At 71.6% G+C, this 24,388-nt stretch carries 18 protein-coding genes; 10 read left to right on the top strand and 8 right to left on the bottom strand.

Translation table 11 applies throughout. The features are described from left to right. Positions 1-109: 109 nt before the first annotated feature. Positions 110-2,827: an alpha/beta fold hydrolase gene (locus DEJ04_RS12850; protein ID WP_258371379.1), complete on the bottom strand. Its 2,718-nt coding sequence runs from the start codon at positions 2,825-2,827 to the stop codon at positions 110-112. Then, entirely contained in the window at positions 2,824-3,897 is a 1,074-nt protein-coding gene (locus DEJ04_RS12855; protein WP_042537701.1) for a 3-oxoacyl-ACP synthase III, read from the bottom strand. The genes DEJ04_RS12850 and DEJ04_RS12855 overlap by 4 nt, the downstream gene beginning before the upstream one ends. A 141-nt stretch (positions 3,898-4,038) precedes the next feature. Between DEJ04_RS12855 and DEJ04_RS12860 the strand changes: the two genes are divergently transcribed. Then, positions 4,039-9,162 (top strand): Ig-like domain-containing protein, encoded by a 5,124-nt coding sequence (locus DEJ04_RS12860; protein ID WP_111047308.1) that lies wholly within the window; start codon positions 4,039-4,041, stop codon positions 9,160-9,162. Positions 9,163-9,257: 95 nt separating this feature from the next. On the opposite strand, the gene DEJ04_RS12865 is transcribed toward DEJ04_RS12860, so the two are convergent. After that, a complete protein-coding gene (locus tag DEJ04_RS12865) occupies positions 9,258-10,451 on the bottom strand; it encodes a RimK family alpha-L-glutamate ligase (RefSeq protein ID WP_027465990.1) in 1,194 nt (397 codons plus the stop codon). Positions 10,452-10,538: 87 nt separating this feature from the next. Between DEJ04_RS12865 and DEJ04_RS12870 the strand changes: the two genes are divergently transcribed. After that, positions 10,539-11,021 carry a RimK/LysX family protein gene (locus tag DEJ04_RS12870; protein ID WP_111047309.1) on the top strand — a complete coding sequence of 161 codons (483 nt, stop codon included), beginning with the start codon at positions 10,539-10,541 and terminating at the stop codon, positions 11,019-11,021. 140 nt (positions 11,022-11,161) lie between these two features. Here the strand turns inward: DEJ04_RS12870 and DEJ04_RS12875 are convergent, their stop codons facing one another. After that, positions 11,162-12,055, bottom strand: a complete 894-nt coding sequence (locus DEJ04_RS12875; RefSeq protein ID WP_111047310.1) for an alpha/beta hydrolase family protein — start codon at positions 12,053-12,055, stop codon at positions 11,162-11,164. Next, positions 12,052-12,639 carry a TetR/AcrR family transcriptional regulator gene (locus tag DEJ04_RS12880; protein ID WP_111047311.1) on the bottom strand — a complete coding sequence of 196 codons (588 nt, stop codon included), beginning with the start codon at positions 12,637-12,639 and terminating at the stop codon, positions 12,052-12,054. Before DEJ04_RS12880 ends, DEJ04_RS12875 begins: the two co-directional genes overlap by 4 nt. Positions 12,640-12,701: 62 nt before the next feature. Between DEJ04_RS12880 and DEJ04_RS12885 the strand changes: the two genes are divergently transcribed. Next, positions 12,702-13,904 carry an MFS transporter gene (locus DEJ04_RS12885; RefSeq protein ID WP_181437812.1) on the top strand — a complete coding sequence of 401 codons (1,203 nt, stop codon included), beginning with the start codon at positions 12,702-12,704 and terminating at the stop codon, positions 13,902-13,904. On the opposite strand, the gene DEJ04_RS12890 is transcribed toward DEJ04_RS12885, so the two are convergent. Further along, the gene (locus tag DEJ04_RS12890) at positions 13,810-14,163 is read right to left on the bottom strand and encodes a YciI family protein (RefSeq protein WP_111047313.1); all 354 of its coding nucleotides are present in this window, start codon (positions 14,161-14,163) and stop codon (positions 13,810-13,812) included. The two genes, DEJ04_RS12885 and DEJ04_RS12890, sit on opposite strands and share 95 nt — an antisense overlap. 65 nt (positions 14,164-14,228) lie before the next feature. Here DEJ04_RS12890 and DEJ04_RS12895 point away from each other — a divergent pair, with 65 nt between their 5' ends. The 4 genes from DEJ04_RS12895 to DEJ04_RS12915 all read left to right on the top strand — a co-directional run bounded on the left by DEJ04_RS12895 (position 14,229) and on the right by DEJ04_RS12915 (position 18,660). After that, positions 14,229-15,503 (top strand): sensor histidine kinase, encoded by a 1,275-nt coding sequence (locus DEJ04_RS12895; protein ID WP_111047314.1) that lies wholly within the window; start codon positions 14,229-14,231, stop codon positions 15,501-15,503. After that, positions 15,485-16,195: a response regulator transcription factor gene (locus tag DEJ04_RS12900; RefSeq protein ID WP_111047315.1), complete on the top strand. Its 711-nt coding sequence runs from the start codon at positions 15,485-15,487 to the stop codon at positions 16,193-16,195. Before DEJ04_RS12895 ends, DEJ04_RS12900 begins: the two co-directional genes overlap by 19 nt. A 510-nt stretch (positions 16,196-16,705) precedes the next feature. Then, the gene (locus tag DEJ04_RS12910) at positions 16,706-17,587 is read left to right on the top strand and encodes an ABC transporter ATP-binding protein (RefSeq protein ID WP_071245065.1); all 882 of its coding nucleotides are present in this window, start codon (positions 16,706-16,708) and stop codon (positions 17,585-17,587) included. Continuing rightward, entirely contained in the window at positions 17,584-18,660 is a 1,077-nt protein-coding gene (locus tag DEJ04_RS12915) for an ABC transporter permease (protein WP_111047316.1), read from the top strand. Before DEJ04_RS12910 ends, DEJ04_RS12915 begins: the two co-directional genes overlap by 4 nt. A 103-nt stretch (positions 18,661-18,763) precedes the next feature. On the opposite strand, the gene DEJ04_RS12920 is transcribed toward DEJ04_RS12915, so the two are convergent. Both DEJ04_RS12920 and DEJ04_RS12925 read right to left on the bottom strand, forming a co-directional pair. Continuing rightward, complete coding sequence (locus DEJ04_RS12920; protein ID WP_071405947.1) at positions 18,764-19,267, bottom strand: flavin reductase family protein; 504 nt, start codon at positions 19,265-19,267, stop codon at positions 18,764-18,766. Beyond that, entirely contained in the window at positions 19,264-19,779 is a 516-nt protein-coding gene (locus tag DEJ04_RS12925; protein WP_071405946.1) for an NADPH-dependent FMN reductase, read from the bottom strand. The genes DEJ04_RS12920 and DEJ04_RS12925 overlap by 4 nt, the downstream gene beginning before the upstream one ends. 677 nt (positions 19,780-20,456) lie before the next feature. Between DEJ04_RS12925 and DEJ04_RS12930 the strand changes: the two genes are divergently transcribed. From DEJ04_RS12930 to DEJ04_RS12940, 3 genes are read left to right on the top strand one after another with little or no spacing between them, the layout of a single operon-like run. Next, on the top strand, positions 20,457-21,638 hold the full coding sequence (locus tag DEJ04_RS12930) for a sugar ABC transporter substrate-binding protein (RefSeq protein ID WP_111047317.1): 1,182 nt from the start codon (positions 20,457-20,459) through the stop codon (positions 21,636-21,638). Continuing rightward, complete coding sequence (locus tag DEJ04_RS12935) at positions 21,635-23,341, top strand: sugar ABC transporter ATP-binding protein (protein WP_111047318.1); 1,707 nt, start codon at positions 21,635-21,637, stop codon at positions 23,339-23,341. The genes DEJ04_RS12930 and DEJ04_RS12935 overlap by 4 nt, the downstream gene beginning before the upstream one ends. Continuing rightward, positions 23,341-24,378 (top strand): ABC transporter permease, encoded by a 1,038-nt coding sequence (locus DEJ04_RS12940; RefSeq protein WP_111030591.1) that lies wholly within the window; start codon positions 23,341-23,343, stop codon positions 24,376-24,378. The genes DEJ04_RS12935 and DEJ04_RS12940 overlap by 1 nt, the downstream gene beginning before the upstream one ends. Positions 24,379-24,388 lie beyond the last annotated feature (10 nt).

Here is a 24,388-nt window from a genome sequence, read left to right on the forward strand (position 1 = left end):
CCGCCGTCTCGAACCGCGACGGGTCGGCGATTCGTGCTCACCGACACCTCACGCCCCCGACGGCCCGTGAGGTGTCGGTGAGCGCGTGAGAACGCGCCGAACGCGCCGATCACGGGCGGACCATCCGTCCGCCGGACAGCACCGAACCGGCCCAGCGGGACAGCCGGGTGCGGTCGACCTTTGAGTTGTGCCGGATGTCGGTCGGCAGCACGGGCACGACGAGCACCGCGGCGAGCGGCACTCCGGCGGCGGCACGGACCGCTGTGGCGAGCGACGGCGACGCCAGACCCGGCCGGCGCACGGCAGGGTCGGTCTCGACGACGGCCACCACCTGCTGGGTGCCGACCGGCCCGATGCCCGCGACGCCGGCGCGTCCGACACCGTCGACGCCCTCGATCCGCTGCTCCGGCCCCACCGGCGTGACGACCCCGTCCGGAGTCACCAGCACGTGCTGCAGTCGGCCCTCGACCCAGATCCGTCCCGCGGCGTCCAGGTGTCCGACGTCCCCGGTGCGGTGCCCGCGCGGGTCGTCGACGCCGAGGCGCGAGACCCGGTCGGTGCGCCAGAGCCGGTCGTAGTGGTCGCGCACGTGCGGTGCCGCGACGACGATCTCGCCGGTGACCCCGGGCTCGTCCGTCAGCGCTCCGGTCGAGCGCCCGGAACCGTCGAGCGGCGCGATGCGGACGCGGACGTTCGCTGCCGGCACCCCGACGCAGATCCCTTCGTCGTCGGACCGGCCGGCGGCACGGACCCCGTCGAGGTCGACGTCGGTCATGAGGAGCCCCTCGGTCATGCCGTAGGGGGTGTGGGCGCTGGCGTTCGGCATCAGCTCGGTCGCCGCGGTGAGCAGCGCAGCCGAGACGGGAGCCCCGGCCGACAGGAACAGCCGCACGCCCTTCAGCGCCTGCCGGTCGGCGTCGGTGAGCTCCGACGCAGTCGCGACGACGTTCGCCAGGGCCGCGGGCGACAGGAACACCACGGTGGCGTCGGCCGCGGCGACCGAGGCCGCGACCGCCTTCGCCGTCAGGGTGCGCGGCGCGGTGACGTCCATGTCGGGCGCGACCGACCGTGCTCCGAGGGCCGGGCCGAGCAGCGCGAACGGCGCGAACCCGGCGACGAGACCGGTGCCGACCCCGACGTCGTACTGGGTGGCCAGGGCGTCCCGGACGGCGCTGAGCTGCCCGTGCGTGTACACGACACCCTTCGCCGGGCCGGTCGACCCCGAGGTGAAGAGCACGGCAGCGGGTGCGTCCGACGACGGGGCCGTCGGCAGCGCGGTGCCGTGCGCGAGACGACGCGCACCACGTCGGGCGACGTCGACGAGCGTGTGCTCCACCCGCAGCGCCTTCCGGGCCGGCGCGGGCAGCGAGAGCGTCGCGATGCGTCGCCCCGGCCAGCCGAGGGCACGCGCGGCACCGAGTCCGGGCAGCGCGCCGATGATCCAGTCCGGTCGGGCTCCGCGGACCGCGCGGGTCAGGCCGCCGAGTCCGAGTCCGGCGTCCGCGACGACGACGACCGCCCCGATCCGCACGCAGGCGTACAGGACGGCGGTCAGGTCGGCGCCGGGGGTCACCAGCAGCGAGACACGGTCGCCGCTCCGGACGCCCAGGTCGTCGAGGCCTGCGGCGATCTCGTCGACCCGTCGGGCGAGCAGCCGCCAGGTGATCGTGCGGGGGCCACCGGCTGCGGCCATCTCGACCAGCGCGGGTTCGTCACTGTCACGCAGTTCGTCGAGCCGCGCCCAGAGCGGCGGGGTCGCCGGTGCGGGCTGGCCCGGGTCCACGGCGTCGGACTGGAGGCCCGTGGGGGCCTGGGCAGGACGGCCACCGTCCGGCAGGCGGTCACCGAGCCAGTCGAAGACCGCGCCCGCCACGTCGGCGTCATCGGGCAGCAGGTGCCCGGCGCCCTCGAACCGGTGGACGTCCGCGTGCGGCACGCGCTCGGTCAGGTCGTCCAGGTAGCGCTCGAGGAACACCGGGTCGCGCGGACCCCAGAGCAGGAGCACCGGCACGTCGAGCGCGGCGACCCCGGCAGCGATGCGGTCGAGTTCGGGGGCGCTCCGGTGCCGGGCGTCGACGGGGATGTCCGCGACGAAGCCGCCGATGCCACCGCGACGGGCGGCACCGCGGTAGGGCGCCCGGTAGCCGTCGGCTGTGGCACGGTCGAGCTTCGGGTGCGCGATGGCCAGGGTGGTCTCGAGGAACGCCGGGGTCACGACCGTCGCGCGGCCGAGCATCCCCGGGCCGAGGGCGAGCCGCAGCGGTGCCGGGATCGGGGCGTCGTCGGGTTGATGCACGGCGGTGTTGCACGTCATCGCGGCGGCCAGGACGTCCGGGTGGTCGACCGCCCAACCGAGCGACACCACACCACCCCAGTCGTGGCCGAGGGTGACGACCGGTCCGGTCAGCCCGAGTTCGTCGGTCAGGGCTCCGAGGTCCGCGACGCGCTGCGCAAGTCCCCGCTCGACGCCGGTGCGCTCCGAGAAGCCCATGTCGAGCTGGTCGACGGCGACCACACGCCAGGCCGGGCCGCCGGCCTGGGCGACCTCGAGCGAGGTGCGGAGCACCGACCGCCACAGGTACGACCACGTCGGGTTGCCGTGCACGCAGAGGATCGTGCCGACCGGTTCCACGCCGAGCGCGGCCAGGGACCCGGCCGTGTCGAGGAGGTGCCAGGTGCGCGCGGCGCGATCCGTTCCTCCCGTCCGCTCTCCGGACCACGCGGGAACCGTGACCAGACGCGACCAGGCCGGGTCGAGGCCGGGCAGGGAGGGCGGCTGCGTCGCCGGAGCCGTGCTCGCGGCGACGCGGGGCAGCCGGGACGTCACCAGTGGAGTTCCATCATCGCCGTGTTGATGCCGGAACCGACGCCACCCAGGAACACGCGGTCACCGCGACGGATGCCGCCGGAGGCGACCTCGTCGGCGAGCGTGATCGGGATCGACGCGGGGCCGACGTTGCCGAAGCGCTGGTACGTGGTGGGGACCTTGTCGCGCGGGATGCCGATCGCCTCGACGAAGGCGTTGGTGTGCACGTCGGAGACCTGGTGCAGCACGTAGCGGTCCATGTCGGCCCAGTCGAAGTGGGCGCGGGCCTCGGTCCAGGCGGCGACGACGAGCTCCATGCCGCCCTTGAGCAGCATCTTCGCGTCCGTGAACATGCCGTCGACGCTGCCGACGCACAGGTCGTACCACTGGGTCGCCGCGCGGGTGACGCCGCCGACGATCCGGTGTCCTTCGGGGTGCAGGTCCGCCGGGCCGAGCACGGCTGCGGCAGCACCGGACCCGAGGGTCAGGCTGGCGAACTCGCTCATGAAGTCCTTGCGGTTCCGGCCGCCCTGGTTCAGGCGGTCGATGGTGTTGAGCTGCACCTGGTCGGCGTCCTCGCCGTCGACGACGAGCGCGTACTTGATCTGCCCGGAGTCGATCATGCCCGCGGCGACGCTCATGGCGTTGACGAACCCCAGGCAGGCGTTCGCGATGTCGAAGTTGATGGCGGACGACGGCAGCCCGAGACCGTGGTGCAGGCGGACGGCCACCGACGGCTCGAGGTGCGGACGGGTCACCGAGGTGTTGATGAGCAGCCCGATCTCGTCCGGACGGACACCGGCTTCGGCCATGGCGCGGCGGCCGGCGTCGATCGCGGCGTCCTGGAAGGTCTGCCCCTCGCCCCAGTTGCGACGCTCGATGACCCCGGCGACGCGCTCGAGCAGTCCCATCGGCAGACGGAGTCGACGGAGGACCCCGCGGAGCTTGGCCTCGATGTCGGCCGAGGTCGTCACACGCTCCGCCGTGGTGGTCGCCACGGAGAGCAGTGAGACGTTCCGGTGCTTCGCCGTGGCGTTGCCGGGCTGCTCCGGTTCACTGCTCGATGCCTGGTCGACCGGCCGTTCCGTCATGATCGTCACCGACACATACTTCCGCATCTGGCCTGTGTGCGCGATCCGGATGCGCTGGACGGCCCTGAATCCGTGCAATGCATTGCATGTGAAATACATATTGCATACGATGGCTACCGACCCCTTCGATCGGAGCCCCGAATGCCCCCGCTCAGCAAGTCCACCTCTGCCGCAGCCCTCCTGCTGGCGTTCGCGCCGTTGGCAGTGCCGGACCTGGCCGCCGCGACGACCGTCACGACGGCACCCGCGCCGACCGAGGAGCGAGCCGACGCGTCCGTGGAGCCGGAGGCGCCGGGCGAGGGCGAGTCGCCTGTCGACAGCGGCGTACCTGTCGAGCCCGAGGCGCCCGTGGACACCGCGGTGCCCGGCGACGCCGACCCCGTCACGGAGCCGGAGCCGGACCCGGCGCCGAGCACCGCGCCCGCTCCGACCCCCACCCCCGAGGCGCAGCCCACGACCGACGAGGTCACGCCGAACGAGACGCCGATCAACGTGTACGTCGATGGAGCCGCGGACGCGATCGGTCAGCCGGGACAGCGGTTCGAGACGTCGATCTTCAACGTCAAGAACGTGAGTGGCTTCACGATCCCGAGCCGTTCGCTCGACTTCCACTGGACCATCACCGGCCCCGCGACCTTCACACGCGGACGACCGCCGTTCTCCGTGGCGAACTCAGGCACGGCGAACGTTGCGAACTGCACGTTCACGTCCTCCACGCAGACCGACTGCCTCGGCGGGAACCCCCAGCCACTCAACACCGGAGGAGCGAACTTCAACCACATCCGGGTGCCGATCACCGTCGACGTTTCCGCTCTGCCGGGCGACGTCATCACGGTGCACGGCTCGTTCGCCCCGAACGCTGCCACCGACTACGTGAACTCGAGCGAGCAGACGACATCGACGTGGAAGGTCACCATCCCGCTGACCGCCGCCGTCATCGACGAGCCGACCGCAGCCGTCGGGCCGAAGCCGACCATCACCGGCCAGGGCGTCCCCGGTGGCACCGTCGACGTGGCCGTCGGTGACCGGGCGCCGGTGAACGTCCCCGTCGGCGATGACGGCACCTGGTCGCTCCCCGTCACCGAGGCGCTGTCGGAGGGGTCGGTCACCGTCACCGCCGTGCAGCACCGCAACGGCTTCACCGCCGACCCGACCACGGCGACCCTCGACGTCGACGCCACCGCCCCCGACGTCCCGATCGTCGACGACCCCGGCACCCTCGCCGACCCGACCGGACCCATCACCGGCACCGCCGAGCCAGGCGCCATCGTCATCGTCCGCGACCCCGCCGGCAACGAACTCGGCCGCGATCGTGCGAACGAGGCCGGCGACTTCTCCGTCCGTCTCGACGCACCGCTGCCCGAGGGTGCGACCGACCTCGTGGTCGTCGCCGCCGATGCGGTCCGCAACGAGTCCGGCCCGGCGACCGCGACCGCGGTCGTCCCGGACACCACCGCGCCCGATGCTCCGGTCGTCGAGCGCCAGGACCTCGCGACCCCGACCGGCCCGGTGGTCGGCACCGCCGAGCCCGGCTCCATCGTGATCATCCGCGACCGGGACGGCGACGAGATCGGGCGCGGCGAAGCCAATGACGACGGCGACTTCTCGGTCGAGTTGGACGAGCCACTGACCGAGGGCGACCACGGCCTAGAGGTCGTCGCGCAGGACGACGCCGTCAACGAGTCGACTCCCTCGCCCGTGACCGTCACCGCACCCGACGTCACCGCACCCGACGCCCCGATCAGCACGACCCCCGAGTTCCTCGCCGACGGCACCGGCCCCTTCACCGGGTCGGCCGAACCCGGTTCGACAGTGATCGTGCGCGACGCCGACGGCAACGAACTCGGCCGTACCGAGGCCCGCGACGACGGGCAGTTCACCGTCGTGCTCGACGAGCCGCTCGACGACGGCGCGCACGACCTCGAGCTCGTCGCGCAGGACGAGGCCAGCAACGTCTCGTCCCCGACGCCGGTCACGGTGGACGTGGACGACGACGCTCCGAACGCACCGATCGTGACCGGACCGACCGACCTCGCTGACGGCAAGGGACCCATCACCGGGACCGCCGAACCGGGCTCGACGGTCATCATCCGTGACGAGGACGGCAACCAGATCGGCCGCGGCGAAGCCAACGACGACGGGGACTTCTCGATCGAACTCGACGAGCCGCTCGACGACGGCGACCACCACCTCGAACTCATCGCCCAGGACGACGCCGGCAACGTCTCGACCCCCACCCCGGTCACCGTCGACGTCGACACCGAAGCACCCGACGCACCCGTCGTCACAAGCCCCAAGGACCTCGACAACGGCAAGGGACCCATCACCGGCACCGCCGAACCCGGCTCCACGGTCATCATCCGCGACGAAGACGGCAACGAACTCGGCCGCGGCGAAGCCAACGACGACGGGGATTTCAGCATCGAGCTGGACGAGCCGCTCAACGACGGCGAGCACAAGCTGGAACTCGTCGCTGCAGACAAGGCCGGCAACGAATCTGGCCCGACCGACACCACGGTCGATGTCGACACCGAAGCCCCCATGGCCCCGGTCGTGACCAGCCCCTCTGACCTCGCTGACGGCAAGGGCCCCATCACCGGCACCGCGGAACCCGGCTCCACGGTCATCATCCGCGACGAGGACGGCAACGAGATCGGCCACGGCGAAGCCAACGACGACGGCGACTTCTCGATCGAGCTCGACGAGCCCCTGGATGACGGCGAGCACAAGCTCGAGCTGATCGCCCAGGATGACGCCGGCAACAACTCCGAGGAGACGAAGACCACCGTCGACGTCGACACGAAGGCACCGACGGCGCCCGTCGTCACCAGCCCGTCCGACCTGAGCGACGGCACCGGACCCATCACCGGGACCGCTGAGCCGGGCTCCACCGTGATCATCCGCGATGAAGACGGCAACGAGATCGGCCGCGGCGAAGCCAACGACGACGGCTACTTCTCCATCGAGCTGGACGAGCCGCTCGACGACGGCGAGCACAAGCTCGAACTGATCGCGCAGGACAAGGCCGGTAACGAGTCCAACCCGACCGACACAACGGTTGACGTCGACACTGAAACCCCCGACGCACCCGTCGTGACCAGCCCGTCCGACCTGAGCGACGGCACCGGACCCATCACCGGGACCGCTGAGCCGGGCTCCACCGTGATCATCCGCGACGAAGACGGCAACGAGATCGGCCGCGGCGAAACCAACGACGACGGCGACTTCTCGATCGAGCTCGACGAGCCGCTCGATGACGGCGAGCACAAGCTCGAACTGATCGCCCAGGATGACGCTGGCAACACCTCCGAGGAAACGACGACCACGGTCGACGTCGACACCAAAGCGCCGACGGCACCTGTCGTGACCAGCCCCTCTGACCTCGCTGACGGTAAGGGCCCGATCACCGGCACCGCGGAACCCGGCTCCACCGTGATCATCCGAGACGAGGACGGCAACGAGATCGGCCGCGCCGAAGCCAACGACGACGGGGACTTCTCGATCGAGCTCGACGAGCCGCTCGACGACGGCGAGCACCAGCTCGAACTCATCGCCGAAGACAAGGCCGGCAACAGCTCCGACGAGACGAAGACCACCGTCGATGTCGACACGAAGGCACCGACGGCACCGGTCGTGACCAGCCCGTCCGACCTCGCTGACGGCAAGGGTCCAATCAGCGGCACCGCCGAGCCGGGCTCCACTGTGATCATCCGTGACGAGGACGGCAACGAACTCGGCCGCGGCGAAGCCAACGACGACGGCGACTTCAGCATCGAGCTGGACGAGCCCCTCGACGACGGCGAGCACAAGCTCGAACTGATCGCGCAGGACAAGGCCGGTAACGAGTCCGACCCGACCGACACAACGGTTGACGTCGACACTGAAACGCCCGACGCACCCGTCGTCACCAGCCCGTCCGACCTGAGCGACGGCACCGGTCCGATCAGCGGGACCGCGGAACCCGGCTCGACCGTGATCATCCGCGACGAGGACGGCAACGAGCTCGGCCGCGGCGAAGCCAACGACGACGGCGACTTCTCGATCGAACTCGACGAGCCCCTGGATGACGGCGACCACAAGCTGGAACTCATCGCCGAAGACAAGGCCGGCAACGAGTCCAACCCGACCGACACCACGGTCGATGTCGACACCGAAGCCCCCACGGCCCCGGTAGTGACCAGCCCCAAGGACCTCGCTGACGGCAAGGGACCCATCACGGGCACCGCGGAACCCGGCTCGACCGTGATCATCCGCGATGAAGACGGCACCGAGATCGGCCGCGGCGAAGCCAACGACGACGGGGACTTCAGCATCGAGCTGGACGAACCGCTCGACAACGGCGAGCACAAGCTCGAACTCATCGCTGAAGACAAGGCCGGCAACGAGTCCAACCCGACCGACACCACGGTCGACGTCGACACCGAAGCACCCGACGCACCGGTCGTGACCAGCCCCAGCGATCTCGACAACGGCAAGGGCCCCATCACCGGGACCGCCGAGCCCGGCTCCACCGTGATCATCCGCGACGAGGACGGCAACGAGCTCGGCCGCGACACCGCGGACGAGAACGGCGACTTCGAGATCGTCCTCGACGAGCCGTTCACGGACGGGGCGCACGACCTCGAACTGATCGCGCAGGACAAGGTCGGCAACGAGTCGGACCCGACGAAGACCACGGTCGACGTCGACACCGAGGCCCCGGCGGCACCCGTCCTCGAGGCGTTCGACGACATCGTCGGCGGCACCGGCATCGTCCGGGGCTCCGCCGAGCCGGGCTCGACGGTCGTGATCCGCGACGCCGACGGCCGCGAGATCGGCCGTGGGACCGCCGACTCCGACGGGCGGTTCGCCTTCCGGACGACGGTTCCCCTGGAGCCGGGAGCGCACCTGCTGTCGGTCGTCGCCGTGGACCGCTTCGGTCACGTCTCACCGGGCTCGAGCATGCTCGTCACGCTCGTCCCCGAGAGCGAAGAGGGCGAGAACGACGAGAACGACAACGGGGCCGGAACGGGAATCGCGTTCCCGGGGATCGTGGCCCCGGGCATCGGCCCGCAGCTCGGCTCGACCGACGATCGCACCGCACCCGCTCCGAAGACCGACGGAGCCGGCACCACCGGCACCGGCACCGGCACCACCAACCGTGAGCTCGCGTTCACCGGCGTCGAGCTCGGCGGCTGGCTCGCCGCCGCGCTCACCGCGCTCGGGCTCGGCGCCGTCCTGCGCCTGCTCGCGCGCCGACGCCAAGGCGACGTGCGCGGCGACTGAGCCCCGAACTGCGGACTGGAGGCCCGGATCACGTACCCGACGAGGGGACGCGATCCGGGCCTCCCGGCTGTCACGGCGCTGCAGCGCCCGAGCGCTCAGCCCTCGGTCTGCAACGGCTCCTTCGGCAGCTTCCGAACCTTCGCACGCCGCTTCCGGCGCTCCGGGATCATCGACCGCATCTCCTCGAGCTTGCCGAAGCAGAGCAGTCTGTCGCCCGGCTCGAGGGCGACGCCACTGCGCGGGTTCGGGATGACGTTCGAGCCGCGGTGCAGCGTGAGGACCGTGATGTCGCGGTCCCAGAGCCCGGACTCCTTGATCGTCTTGCCGACCAGGTCGGCGTTCGTGTGCACGAGGAGCTCGGCGACGCCGTAGCCGGTCGAGACGGACAGCCGCTGGCGGACGTCGATCTCGGGGAACGCGACCTGGTTCGCGATGAAGTCGACGATCGCACCGGCGATGTCGAGGCCGGTGGCACGCTCGACGCCCTCGAGCCCTGGCGAGGAGTTGACCTCCATCACGAGCGGCCCGTCGTTGCCCTCGAGCATGTCGACGCCGGCGACCTTGAGGCCCATGATCTGCGCCGAGCGGACGGCCACCGCCTCGTACTCGGGCGAGAGCGTGACCTTCTCGACGGTGCCGCCGCGGTGCACGTTGGAGCGGAACTCGTCGCCCGAGGCGGTCCGACGCATCGCCGCGACGACCCGGTCACCGACGACGAGGGCCCGGATGTCACGACCGCGGCTCTCGGCGATGAACCGCTGGATCAGGACGTTCTGCTTCGTGGAGTGCAGGGTCTCGACGATCGACTCGGCCACCTTCGCCTCGGGCGCCAGGATCACGCCGATGCCCTGCGTGCCCTCGAGGAGCTTGATGACGACGGGCGCGCCACCGACCCGTTCGATCGCCCCGCGCACGTCGTTGCGGCCGGCCACGAAGGTCGTCGCCGGCATGCCGATGTCGTGCCGCGACAGGATCTGGTTCGCCCGGAGCTTGTCGCGCGAGTTCGTGATGCCGTTCGCCGTGTTCGGCGTGTAGACGTCCATCTGCTCGAACTGGCGCACCACGGCGGTGCCGTAGTAGGTGATCGAGTTGCCGATGCGCGGCAGCACCGCGTCGTAGTCGCTCAGCAGCTTGCCGCGGTAGAGCAGGTCCGGGTCGTCACCGGACAGGTCGATCGCGAAGCGCAGGGTGTTGAGCACCTTGACCTCGTGACCGCGGTCGAGTGCCGCTGCGCGGAGGCGCTGGGTCGAGTACGCCTGGGGCGCGCGCGACAGGATGGCGAGTTTCATCGAGGGGTTCTCCGCTGGGTCGGATCGACGGCGACGCTCCATCAAAGCATGCGGACGTGGCCACGGAGCATGCGACAGGATGGGCACATGGCCCGAGCTCCGAAGTCCTCCGACAGCGGGCTCGTCGTCGCCGGGTGGCGGGAGTGGGCGGGACTGCCGGACCTCGGCGTGCCGTGGATCAAGGTGAAGCTCGACACCGGCGCCCGGAGCTCCGCGTTGCACGCCTTCGACCTCGAGGAACTGCCCGGCGAGCGGGTGCGGTTCTCGCTGCACCCCTGGCAGGACACCGATGCCGACGCCTCCACCATCGAGTGCGACGTGCACGACCGGCGCATCGTCCGCAGCTCGACCGGGCACACCCAGGAGCGCATCGTCGTCCGCACGCGGATCGCGTTGGCCGGGCAGGTCGTCGAGTCCGAGGTCACCTTGAGCAACCGTGACCAGATGGGGTTCCGGATGCTCGTCGGTCGCGAGGCGCTCCGGCGGGGCTTCCTCGTCGATCCTGCACGGTCCTTCATGGCCGGGCGGGCTCCGAAGGAGATCCGGCGCCGCAACCGCGGTCGCGCCTGAGCGCTCCTGGGCGCTCCTGGTCACGCAGCACGGGCCGTTGCGGTGACCGGTCGACGGCCTGGAGGCGCGGTGCGGGGCCGCCACGAGCCTCCCGTCCGCCTCGACGCGCGTCCCGGGCGCTGGTCGGGACGCTGGTCGGCTCAGTGACCCAGGTGACGGCCGAGGAAGGCGAGCTGCTGGGGCGCCAGGCGGCGCCAGTAGCCGTGCGTGTGGGCGCCGGGTGCGAAGCCTCCGGCCGGAGGCGTGGCGAAGCCGTCGACGTAGGCGTGCACCGCCGGCGCGAACCCGTCCCCGTTGCCGCAGTCGACGCGGACGGCGACGCCGTCGAGCGCGCGCTGCCGCCCGAGGACGGTGTTCGCGCGGAAGTCCGCGGCGTCGTCGAAGGCGCCGCGAGCGGTGTCGGCGGCCGACTTCCAGAGCGCGGGGCTGATGGCCGAGACCGCCCGGACGCGCGAGGCACCGAGGACCCCTGCGAGCCGGAGGGCGCCGAAGCCACCCATCGAGTAGCCGGTCAGGGCGAGGCGGTCCGTGTCGAAGCCGCGGCGGGCGATCAGGGGCAGGAACTCGTCGACGACCATCGCGGCGGGGTCGTCCCCGTCGGCTCGTGGGTGCCAGTAGCGGTTGCCGCCGTCGATCGAGGCGATCGCGAACGGGGCTCCGCCGTCGGCGACGTGCGCCGCGAGGAACCGGTCGTAGCCCAGGCTCCGCCCGAAGAACGAGGTGTGGTCGTCGCCGTAGCCGTGCAGGGCGACCGCCACCGGCAAGGGGGTGTCGGACGCCGGTGCCGCGATCGTCCACCCGACGGTGCGGCCCTTCCGCGCTGCTGACACGAAGGTGCCGGAGGTGGTGGGGACCGGCTGGACGTCGGGGACCGTGCCGTCGGTGCCGTCCAGACCGAGGACCCGGTACAGGGTCGAGCGCCCGGGCAGCAGGCCGAGGTTGATCCCCTCGGCCACGGCTCCCGCGGCGACGATGCCCGTGCCACCGATGAGCAGGGAACGCCGCGTGATCGTGGCAGCACGCGATCGGGTCATTTGGTGGGCGCCGTTCCGTCTGGGGTGTGTTCCCGGATGAGGGACGCGGCGACGGACCGTGCCGTCGTCGTGTCGAGCGCGGGGTCGCGCAGTCGCATCGCAAGGTAACCGGAGACGATGAGGAGCAGCTGGTCGGCGAGGGCCCCGGCACGGGGACCGACCACCGGCACCGCCCGTGCCACGAGCCGCCGGCGCAGGGTGGTGGTCTCGAGGTCCAGGACCTGCCGGACCTCGGCGGGGGCGTCGGCGTACTCGGCGGCGGTGCCGAGGAAGGCGCACCAGCGGGAGCCCGTGGGCGTCGAGCGGTAGTCGTCGAGGGCGTCGAACACCGCCAGGAGTCGGCCCAGGTCGTCCCGTTCGGCGGCGACCGCACGGTCCCAGGTGGCGATCCAGTCCTCGTGGCGACGGGTGAGGGCCGCGGCGACGAGCGACTCCTTGCTCGCGTAGCCGCGGTAGAGCGTGGCCGTCGAGACCCCGGCCCGTTCGAGGACGGCGTCGATCGGGGTGGCGGCGATGCCCTGTGAGAAGAAGAGCTCCTCGGCGGCGGCGAGCAGCCGTTGCTCGGTCCCTGGGCGCATCACCATGAGAGCACCCTAGGCTCTGGAAAGTGAAACGATCGTTTTCGTTACGACATCGACTGCTCCTGGTGAGCGGACTCGGCCTGATCGCCGCCACCTACGGCCTGGTGCGCCTGGCGTACGGGCTGTTCCTGCCCGACGTGCAGCGCGACCTGGGGCTCCGGTCCGACGCCGCCGGGTGGGTATCGTCGGGTGCCTCGGCGCTGTACTGCGTCGGCGCGGTGGCCGGGTTCGTGCTCGCCGCACGGATGCCCCGGGTGCTCGTCACGGTCGCCACCCTGGTGGCCGGGATCGGTGCGATCGCCATGGCGACGGCCGGCGGCTCGCTGGCGTTCGGCGTCAGCGCCGTGCTCGCGTCGGCAGGTGCCGGACTCGCGTCCCCCGCCCTCGTCCGGATCGTCGCCGAGCAGGTGCCGTCGGCGCTGCTCGGTCGAGCGCAGGCGATCGTGAACGCGGGTACCGGCCCGGGGCTCGTGGGTGCCGGGGTGCTCGCACTCGTGCTGCTGCCCGACTGGCGGACGGCCTGGGCGGTGTCCGGGGTGTTCGCCCTGGCCGTCGGTGCCCTGCTGCTCGTGGTGTCCCGCGGCGGGGCTGCTGCGTCCCGGTCACCGCTGCCCGGTGTTCCCTGGTTCGCGGCGCACCGAGGGGTGCTCGTGCTGGCGCTGCTGTTCGGGGCCGGGTCCGCCGTCGTCTGGACCTACGGACGTTCGGCGCTGGTCGAGGCCGGCGCGTCGGTCGTCGTCTCGGTGTCGGCCTGGATCGCGCTCGGGATCGGCGGAGCGGCCGTCGTGGTCACCGCCCGGTGGACGAACGGACTGCGCGCCCGGACGCTCTGGGCGGTCACGGCGGGTTCGGTCGCCGTGGCCGTCGTGGTGCTGGGGGCTTTGCCGCAGTCGACGGTCGCGGCACTGCTGGCGTGTGCCGTGTTCGGCTGGGGCTACACGGCGGCGACCGGGGCGCTGATCGCGTGGACGACCGAGATCGATGCCGAGCGGTCGTCGGCCGGCACGTCGATGCTGTTCGTCGCACTCGTGCTCGGACAGGCCGTCGGCGCTGCGGCTGCCGGAGCGCTCGTCGGTGCGATCGGGTTCGTCGCGACGTTCGTGGTCGGGGCGGGTGTGACCGCGGCGAGCGCCGTCCCCGCGGTGGCCTGTCGGCCGGGTGGGGTCCGTGCCGTCAGAGCAGCGGGCGGAGCTCGATCTTCCGGTTGCACGCCTGCGACGCCTGGTGCGCCACCCGGGCAGCCGTCTCGGCGTCCGGGAGGTCCATGACCCAGAACCCGGCGACGTACTCGTCGGGGTCGGTGGCGGGCCCGGTCGTGGCGCGCCCGGCCGTGGTGTCCGCCGCGCCCTCGCGGGCGTCGACCACGGTGGCGTCGGAGGGTGCGGAGACCCCGGCGGCGAACACGATCGCGTCGGCCATCCGTTCGTTGAAGGCATCGACCGCGGCGGCTTCGGCGTCGGTCGCGGAGTACGTGTTGCCGACGGCGGCGGCCTGGCCGTCGTCGATGACGTTGACGAGGAACTGCATGGCGTCTCCCCTGCTCGTTGGCGTGAGGCTACTCCTGGTCGAGCGCACCCAGTAGCGTTTCCTGCATGGGGACGACGGCGGAGTGGTCGCGACTGCCGGTGGGGCGGCACGAGTACCGGCAGGACACGGTGCTCGCAGTCGTGCTGGCCGGTGGGCTCGCGGTAACGACGTTCCTGTACGGGTCGGCCGGTACGTACGGTGACGACCAGGCCGCCTGGTGGGTCTCCGCGCTGATGATCGTCGCGAACGCCGCCCCGATCGCGTTCCGCCGACGGTTCCCGATGTCGGTGGCCCTGGTGTCGGCGCTGGCGTTCGCCGCAACGCAGCTGCTCCAGGTGCCCGAGGTCTTCCTCGTCAACTTCACGCTCTTCATCGCGCTGTACACGGTGGGCGCGTGGTGCTCCGACCGGGTGCGGGCCGAAGCGGTGCGCTGGGTCGTCATCGGCGGCATGTTCGCGTGGCTGTTCGTCGCGATCTCGTTCGGGTGGGCGTCGCCGAACGCTCTGCCGAACGACACGGACTCCCCCGTGGCGCCCTACGTCGCGATCTCGCTGCTCAACATCGTCATCAACGTGATCTACTTCGGCGCTGCCTGGTACGCCGGCAACCGCGCCTGGGTCTCCGCAGTCGCACGGCACCAGCTCGCCGAACGCACCGCCGAACTCGCCGCCGAGCGGGAGCGGTCCGCGGCACAGGCCGTCACGATCGAACGGGTACGGATCGCTCGCGAGCTGCACGACGTGGTCGCCCACCACGTCTCGCTGATGGGGGTGCAGGCGGGTGCTGCACGGCGCGTGATCGGCCGCGACCCCGCGCAGGCCACCGCCTCGCTCGGGGTGGTCGAGGAGAGCGCCCGCACCGCGGTGGAGGAACTCCGGCGGATGCTCGGCACCCTGCGCTCGGACGACGACGCGTCCGGCCTCGGGGCGGCCGGTGGCGACGGCCCGAGCACCGAGGGCATCACGCGGATCGCTGAGCTGGCCGAGTCCGCCCGGGTGGCCGGCCACCCCGCCGAGTACGTCGTCGTGGGTGACGAGCGCCCGGTGCCGCCGACGGTGGCCGCGGTGGCGTACCGGATCGTGCAGGAAGCGGTGACGAACATCCTCAAGCACGCCGGCCCGACCGCCCGCGCCGACGTCCGGCTGCGGTACCTGGACGACGGCGTCGAGGTGGAGGTCACGGACGACGGGCTCGGTGCCCGTGCGGCCCGGAGCACCTCCGGCAGCGGACTCGGACACGTCGGGATGCGGGAACGCGTCGCCGCCGTGGACGGACGGATCGAGATCGGGCCACGAGCCCGGGGAGGCTACCTGGTGCGGGCATGGCTGCCGACGACGTGAACGCGACGACCGACCTGACCATCGTGCTGGCCGACGACCAGGAGCTCGTCCGCGCCGGGTTCCGCGTGATCCTGGAGTCCGAGCCCGGGTTCCGTGTGGTCGGCGAGGCCGCGGACGGCGCCGGGGCGGTCGAGGCCGTGCAGCAGCTCCGTCCGGACGTCGTCTGCCTCGACGTGCAGATGCCGGGCGTCGACGGGCTCGAGGCGGCACGGCGGATCGCGGCGCTGCCGGCCCCGCCGGCGGTGCTCATCCTCACGACGTTCGACAGCGACGACGCGCTGTTCCAGGCGCTCGAGGCGGGAGCGAGCGGGTTCCTGTTGAAGAACGCCTCCCCCGAGCGGCTGATCGACGCCGTGCGGACCGTCGCCGCCGGGGACGCCCTGCTCGCGCCGGACGTCACGCGCCGGGTGATCAGCCGGGCGACGGCGTCCGCTGCGGTGCAGCCCTCGGCGACCACCACGGCGACGGCTGCGACGGGCGACGACGCACTCGCCGCCGCCGGGCTGACCGAGCGGGAGACCGATGTGCTGCGGCTCCTCGCCCGGGGCCTGAGCAACGCGGAGATCGCCGCCGAGCTCTACGTCGGGGACGCCACCGTGAAGACCCACGTGTCGAACGTGCTCCAGAAACTCGCACTGCGCGACCGCATCCAGGCCGTCGTCTGGGCGTTCGAGCACGGCGTCGCCGGCTGACCGAGCCGAGCCGAACCCGCACGAACCGAACAAGCCCGCACCGTGCCGAGTTCGCAGACATGGCCGCACCGTGCGCCTTCGCTCAACCCGTGCAGCGTTGACCGCACCGTGCCGCGCCACCACAACGCACCGAGCAACCAAACCCGCACCAGCCCAACAAGCCCGCACCGTGCCCACCACCGCACCCCACGCCCGCACCGTGCGCACCACCGCACCCCACGCCCGCACCGTGCGCCTTCGTTCAACCCGTGCGGCGTTGACCGCACCGTGCGCCGCCACAACGACGCACCGAGCGACCAAACCCGCACGAGCCGAACAAGCGCGCACCGTGCCGACCCGCACCCAGCGCGCACCCGGCGCACCCGGCCCACCGGACCGACGCGCGTTCCTCCCCCACGCGGTGGAGCCGACCACCCACCCAAGTCCCGCCTGGCGGCGGAGGCGGGGCGTGCCTCCCGGCCAATAGCGTCGGACGCAGCGACGACCAGCGTCGCGACGAAGGGGAACGACATGCTCACCATCGAAGGGGTGACCAAGCACTTCGGCGACCGCCGGGTGCTCGACGACGTGGGGTTCACGGTCGGCAGCGGCCGCCTCACCGGCTTCGTCGGCGGCAACGGTGCCGGCAAGACCACCACCATGCGCATCATGCTCGGCGTGCTCCAGGCCGATGCGGGCACGGTCTCGATCGACGGCACCGCGGTCCGTCCCGCCGACCGCCGCCGCTTCGGCTACATGCCCGAGGAACGCGGCCTGTACCCGAAGATGCCGGTGGCCGAGCAGATCACCTACCTGGCCCGGCTGCACGGCGTCGACAAGCGCGCCGCGACGACCCGCACCGGCGAACTGCTCGAACGCCTCGAACTCACCGCACACGCCGGCGACCCCGTCGAGAAGCTCTCGCTCGGCAACCAGCAGCGCGTGCAGATCGCGGCGGCGCTGGCACACGACCCCGAGGTGCTCGTGCTCGACGAGCCGTTCTCGGGCCTCGACCCGATGGCCGTCGACACCGTGCTCGGTGTCCTGCGCGAGACCGCTGCCCGGGGCGTCCCGGTGCTGTTCTCGAGCCACCAGCTCGACGTGGTCGAGCGGCTGTGCGACGACGTCGTCGTCATCGCCGGTGGCACGATCCGCGCCGCCGGACCGCAGGAGGAACTCCGCAAGCAGGCCGGCCCCGCCGCGTGGGAGCTGCTGGTCGACGGGGACGTCGCCTGGCTCCGCGACGAGCCGGGTGTGGCCGTCCGGGAGTTCGACGGCGGGTACGCGGTCTTCGAGGCCGACGCCGCCACCGCCCAGCGTGTCCTGCAGCGCGCCGTGCAGCACGGCACCGTCGGGTCGTTCTCGCCGCGGGTGCCGCGGCTCAGCGAGGTCTTCCGGGAGGTCGTCCGATGAACAACTCCTTCGTGCAGGCCGTGCGGCTCGTCTCCGCACGTGAGATCCAGGCACGCATCCGCAGCAAGGCCTTCGTGGTCTCGGCGCTCATCCTGATCGGCATGGTCGTCGCGTCGATCGTCGTCGGCGGGGTCGTGAGCAAGGCCACCGCCGACGACACCACCCCGGTCGCGGTCGTCGACGGCGTCTCGCTGCCGACCACCAGTGGGCTCGACGTCACGCAGTCGGCATCGGTCGACGACGCCGAACGGCTCGTGACGAAGGGCGACGTCGACGCGGCGATCGTGCCGTCGGACGACCCGCTCGGCTACAAGGTCGTCGGGCTCGACGAGGCACCGTCCGAGGTCGTCTCGGCGTTGAGCGTCACCCCGCGCATCGAGTTGCTCGACCCGGACGCGCTGCCGGGCGGCCTGGTCTACCTCATCGCCATCGCGTTCGGCGTCGTGTACTTCGCGTCGGCGGTGACGTTCGGCCAGTCGATCGCGCAGAGCGTCGTCGAGGAGAAGTCGACACGGGTGGTCGAGATCCTGATGTCCGCGATCCCGGCCCGGGCGCTGCTCGCCGGCAAGGTGCTCGGCAACAGCATCATGGCCTTCGCGCAGATCGTCGCGGTGGCCGTCGCCGCCATCGTCACGTTGGCGGTGACCGGCCAGGACAACATGTTCGCGATGCTCGGCCCGAGCATCCTGTGGTTCATCGGCTTCTTCGCGATCGGGTTCGTGCTCCTGGCATCGCTGTTCGCCGCGGCGGCCGTGCTGGTGTCACGCCAGGAGGACGTCGGCAGCGTCACCACCCCGGTGATGATGCTCGTGATGATCCCGTACTTCCTGATCATCGTCGCGTACGACAACCCGACGATCCTCGGCATCATGTCGTACGTGCCGTTCAGCGCCCCGATCGGCATGCCGATGCGGATCTTCCTGGGGACCGCCGAGTGGTGGGAGCCGATCCTGTCGCTCGTCATCGTCGCCGCTTCGGTGGTCGCGGTCGTGGTCATCGGCGCCCGCGTCTACGAGAACGCCCTGCTCCGCACCGGCAGTCGCGTGAAGCTGTCCGAGGCGCTGCGCGGCTGATGCCGCCTGCCGGGCAGACCCGGCAGACCCGGACTGGAGGCCCGCCCCAGGTGAGCAGATCTGCTCACGCGGGGCGGGCCTCCAGTCCGTTGCCCGGCGCCGGTCAGGCGGTCAAGGTCGCGAAGGCGGACCGGTGCCAGACCAGCGGGTTGTGCGCGAAGTCGGACATGAGTCCGAGCACCCGGAGCACCACGATGTCGTGGTCGCCGGCCGGGTAGGTGTGCTCGACCGAGCACTCCAGCCAGATCGGGGCCCCCTGCAGGAACACCGCACCCGTCTCGGCGACCGTCGTGTCGACACCGACGAAGCGGATCGACTTGTCACGCGAGGCGAGCTGCCGGGTGACCTGCGCGTGCCCCTCACCGAGGATCGAGACACCGATCGTGCCGGCGTCCCGGAGCACCGGCCACGTGGTCGACGTGTGCTGCACCGCGAACATCACGAGCGGTGGGTCCTGCGAGACGCCGACCGTGAACGAGGACGCCACGAGCACGGTCGGTTCGCCGTCCACGACGGCGGAGAGTGCGGCGACACCGCACGGGAACCCGGAGAACGCCTGCTTGAGCGCGGACAGGTCCGGGGCCTCGGTGGAGTAGGGGCTGATCATGACGCGGTTCCTTCCTGGTGGACGGCGGCCGCGCCGAGGACGACGTCCTGCCAGCGGGCGAGCCACACGTCGGTCGATGCGGGGTCCGAGTACTGCTTGTCGTTGAGGTACAGGGCGGGTGCGACGACGGTCGCGCCGAGTTCGACCAGCACCGGCTTGAGGAAGACCTCGGGGGCGAGGGCATGAGCCGGGCCGGCGCCGAGCATGAGCGGCACCGCGACGACACCGGCGAGTCCGTCGCCGGTGCCGAACTGGTCGAGGAACAGCTTGAGCACGCCGGTGTACGTCGCCTTGAACGTCGGCGATGCGACGACGACGAGGTCCGAACCGGCGACGGTCCGGACGGCGTCCGACACGGCGGCGTCACCCCAGCCGAGCAGACCGGCACCGAGGTCGATGACGTCGACGACGTGGTCGGGGGCGCGGCCGGTGAGCCGTTCGAGCACGACCGTCGCGGCGTCGAGCGTCCGTGAGGCCGGCTTGGGGTTGCCGGCGACGACGGTGGTGATCATCGGGGTGCTCCTGTCGGTGGGCGGGTGGTGGGTGCGGGGGTGTTCGTGGAGCGTGTGGTTCGTGCAGCGGGTCGTTGGTGCAGTCCACCGCTCGTTCGTTTCGCCGCCGTGCCGCGTCCGTATCGGGTGGGTTACGCCAGCTGGCCCTGCCCCGTGGCACCCGAATGTCCCGGTCAGCGGGGCTGCGCGTCCGGGTCTCCCGGCCATTCCGCCAGGCACGGTCCTCGCTGACCGCGCCGAATTGTGAGAGCGCCGTTTCCGGAAGTCGCCTCGGATGGGTCCGGCGTGTTTCGCCCCGCCGTCGCCGGCCCGTCACCGCCCGGATCCGCCCCTGCTCGCGGGTCGGTGGCGCAGTCGTCCACCCCGGATCGGCGGGGCGGACGCCGCTCGGCGTCGGGCGCCGCAGGTGGCCTAACACCAGCGAAACAAACGCCTAACAGGACCGTTACCGGGCGACCGCCTGCCGGTGCCCCGCGGCCGTTACATTCGCATCAGCCCCACTGCAGCGGCCGGCGTCACCGGCGATCCGCCGCCCCGCCGCCGCCCGGTCCGGCTCCCTGCACGTCCTGCCCCGCTCCGCGGGGCCTTCGTCGTACCCGCCGCAGCTCCCCCGTCCCCGCTCCGGTTCCCCGTCCCCGCACCTTCCCTGCTCCACCCGTCCAGGAGGTCCCCGACCGATGTCGTCCCCCGCACCGTCCCGAACGCGTCCGTCGCGTCCCGCGCTCCTCGCCGCCGCACTCGCCGGCGTGCTGCTGCTGTCCGCCTGCTCCGCCACCTCGACCGCATCGACGAGCTCCGGTGACGACACCGCCGGTGTCGAGCACGCCACGAGCCAGATCAAGGCCGCCAGCGTCGACCCCGAGTTCACCTTCGAGGGCGCTCGCTTCGACATGTCGGGGATCGCCGGCAAGACGATCTTCAACATCCCGAACTCGTCCGCCGTCCCCTTCATCACCGCGGTCGACGAGGCCGGCGAGAAGGTCGCCGAACAGTACGGCGCGAAGTGGATCGAGTACACGAACCAGGGCACGCCCACCGAGCACTCCGCCGGCATCGACCAGGCGATCAGCCGCGGAGCCGACATCATCGTGCTGGCGCAGGGCGTCAACGGCGAACTGATCGTCCCGGCACTGAAGCGTGCGAAGGCAGCGGGGATCCCCGTGCTGATCAGTCACACCTACCAGACCGGGCAAGCGCTGCCGGACCAGCTGCAGGACCTCGTCGCCGCACAGGTGACCGCCCCGTTCCACGAAGCCGCCAAGCTCAACGCCGACTGGGCCATCAAGGAGACCAAGGGCCAGGGCGACGTCCTCATCATCACGTCGTCCGAGGTGCCGCCGTCCGACGGCATCGTCAAGGCGATGCAGGACGAGTTCGAGGCGCAGTGCGACGGCTGCAAGGTGAAGGTGACGAACGTCCCCGTCGCCGACTGGGCGACGAAGATCTCGTCGACCGTGCAGTCGGCGGTGCAGTCCGACCCGAACCTCGACTACGTCCTGCCGGTCTACGACTCGATGACGCTGTACGTCGAGGCCGGCGTGACCGCTGCCGGCAAGACCGGCCAGGTCTTCACCTCCTCGTACAACGGCACCCCCGCGGTGCTGAAGATCCTGCAGGAGGGCAGCGTCCTCACGATGGACATCGGCGAGAACATGGAGTGGCTCGCCTACGCGACGCTCGACCAGGCCGGCCGTGTCCTGACCGGCACGCCGATCATCGAGGACGGTGACGAGAAGACCCCGCTGAAGGTCTTCACGAAGGACAACGTCGACGAGACCGGCACGCCGCCGGAGCCGAGCAAGGGCTACGGCGACGCGTACAAGACCGGGTACGAAGCGATCTGGGGCGCGGCCGAGTGACCGCCACCCGGGAGGCACGGCTCGGCTCCGCATCGTCGGCTGCGGTCGTCGGGACCGGCGCGGACACCGCATCCGGTTCGGACCCCGCGTCCGTCGCGGACACCGCGCCGGTCCTGCGGATCAGCGGGCTCACGAAGCGCTTCGGCGGGCTGACCGCGCTCGACGACGTCGACCTCGAGGTCCTGCCGGGCCAGGTGCACGCACTGCTCGGCGAGAACGGCTCCGGCAAGTCGACCCTCATCAAGATCCTGTCCGGCACGTACGCGCCGGAGCCGGGGGCGACGATCGAGGTCCGAGGCGCCCGGCTGCCCCTGCCGGTGCCTCCCGGGTACTTCCGCCGCGTCGGGATCAGCTTCGTCCACCAGGACCTGGCACTCGTGCCGTCGCTCGGCGTGACCGAGAACCTGCGGCTCGCGACCGTGGTGGCCGGGCGCGGACCCTTCGTCCGCTGGGGCGCCGAGCACCGTGCCGCGGCCGAGCTGTTCGCGCGGTACGGGGTCGACATCGACCCGCGAGCACGGATCGACGAACTCACCGACACCCAGAAGGCCCTCGTCGCGATCCTGCGGGCCGTCGCCGAGCTGGGCGACGACCGGGCGCTCATCGTGCTCGACGAGCCGACGGTCTTCCTGCCGAAGGAGGACGCCGACCTGCTGTTCCGCGTCGTGAAGGACCTCGTCGCGGACGGCCGCACCTCGGCACTGCTGGTGTCGCACGACATGTCCGAGGTCCTCCAGCACGCCGACCGGGTCACCGTCCTGCGGGCGGGCCGGGTCCAGGCGCATCGGGACACCGCCACGACGACGGCGGACGAGCTCGTCTCCCTCATCGTCGGACGCGGACCGGACGGTCCCGCCGCCAGGACTCCGCGCCCGGCGACCACCGGCGACGCCGTCGTGACGGTGCGGGACCTCCGGGTCGGTGTCGTCGACGGTCTGTCGTTCGACGTCGCGGACGGCGAGGTCGTCGGCATCACCGGGCTCGCCGGCTCCGGTGTCGAGGACGTGCTGCCCGGCCTGTACGGCGCACGGCCCGCGACCGGCTCGCTCGCCGTGCGGCACGACGGGGCGACGCCCGCGCCGGTCGACCTGGCACGGGTGACGCCCGGCTCGTCGATCGCCCGCGGCGTCGTGTACGTCCCCGCGGACCGCAAGCGCGAGGGCGGGGCGCTCACCCTGTCCGTCGAGCAGAACGTCACGCTCCCCGTCCTCGGGAAGCTCCGCGGGCTGCTCGGCCTGTCGCCCGCGCGGGAACGGGCCCACGTCGCGGGACTCGTCCGCGACTACGACGTCCGCCCCGCCGACCCGGCCGCCCTGTTCGGGACACTGTCCGGCGGCAACCAGCAGAAGGCCGTCCTGGCCAAGTGGATGCAGGACGACCCGAGGCTCGTGCTGCTGCAGGAACCGACCCAGGGCATCGACGTCGGGGCCCGCGCCGCGATCTTCTCGATGCTCCGCCGGAGTGCGGAGCAGGGCGTCACGATCGTCTGCGCCTCCACCGACTACGACCAGCTCGCGCAGGTGTGCGACCGCGTCGTCGTGCTCGCCCACGGCCGCGTGCACGACGTGCTGACCGACGACCGGATCGACCGCGACGTCATCGCGGCTGCCGTCGTGGCGAGCCTCGTCGACGACGACGCCCCGGCGTCCCCCGCCGTGCCCTCCTCCCCCGATGCCTCCTCCGCAGTCAAGGAGAACGCCTGATGTCCACCACCGCCGACCCGGTCCTCGAGACCTCGATCGTCCGTCCGACCCGCCCGCGCTTCTCGTGGGGGCACACCGAGCGGTACGCGCTGCTCGGTGCCTGGCTCGTCATCGTCATCGCGTTCAGCATCGCGCTGCCCGACACGTACCCGACCCTCGGCAACCTGCAGAACATCCTCGGGTCCCAGTCGGTGCTGCTCATCCTGGCGCTCGGGTTCCTGTTCCCGCTCACCGCGGGCGAGTTCGACCTCTCCGGCGCCTCGACGATGTCGCTCTCCGCCATGACCATCGCCGTGCTCAACGCGAAGATGGACATCCCGCTCGTGCCCGCGATCGCCGCCGGCCTGGTCATCGGCGTCGTCGTGGGTCTGGTCAACGGCCTGCTCACCGTCGGGTTCCGCATCGACTCGTTCATCGTCACCCTCGGCACGTCGACGTTCATGATCGGGATCATCCAGTGGATGAGCGCGTCGTCGTCGGTGACGGGCATCGACCCGGCGCTCGTGCAGGCCACCGTCGGGTGGCGCGGCCTGGCGGGCCTGCCGCTCGCGTTCGTCTACGGCCTGATCGCCACCGTCGTCGTCCTGGTCGTGCTGAGCGCCACCCCGGTCGGCCGGCGGCTCCTGTTCGTCGGGACCGGCCGCACCGTCGCCGAACTCTCCGGGCTCAACGTGCGACGGCTTCGGGTCGGCGCGTTCGTCGGCGCAGGGCTCACTGCCGCGGTCGCCGGGGTCGTCTACGCCGGCACCCTCGGCGGCGCCGACCCGTCGAGCGGACAGTCGTTCCTGCTCCCCGCGTTCGCCGCCTGCTACCTCGGCGCGACCGCGATCGTCCCGGGGCGCTTCAACGCGATCGGCACCTTCATCGCCGTGTACTTCCTGTTCTCCGGAGTCGTCGGCCTGCAGATGCTCGGCGCCGACAACTTCGTGCAGCAGCTGTTCTACGGCGGCGCCCTCATCGTCGCCGTCGCCGTGTCGCAGACCATCCGGCGGCACTCCGTCGCGACCGCCGCCAAGGCCGCCGCGAAGCGTTCCTGACCCCGCTCCC

Origin of the sequence: Curtobacterium sp. MCLR17_044 (assembly GCF_003234435.1) — a bacterium.
GTDB lineage: Bacteria > Actinomycetota > Actinomycetes > Actinomycetales > Microbacteriaceae > Curtobacterium > Curtobacterium flaccumfaciens.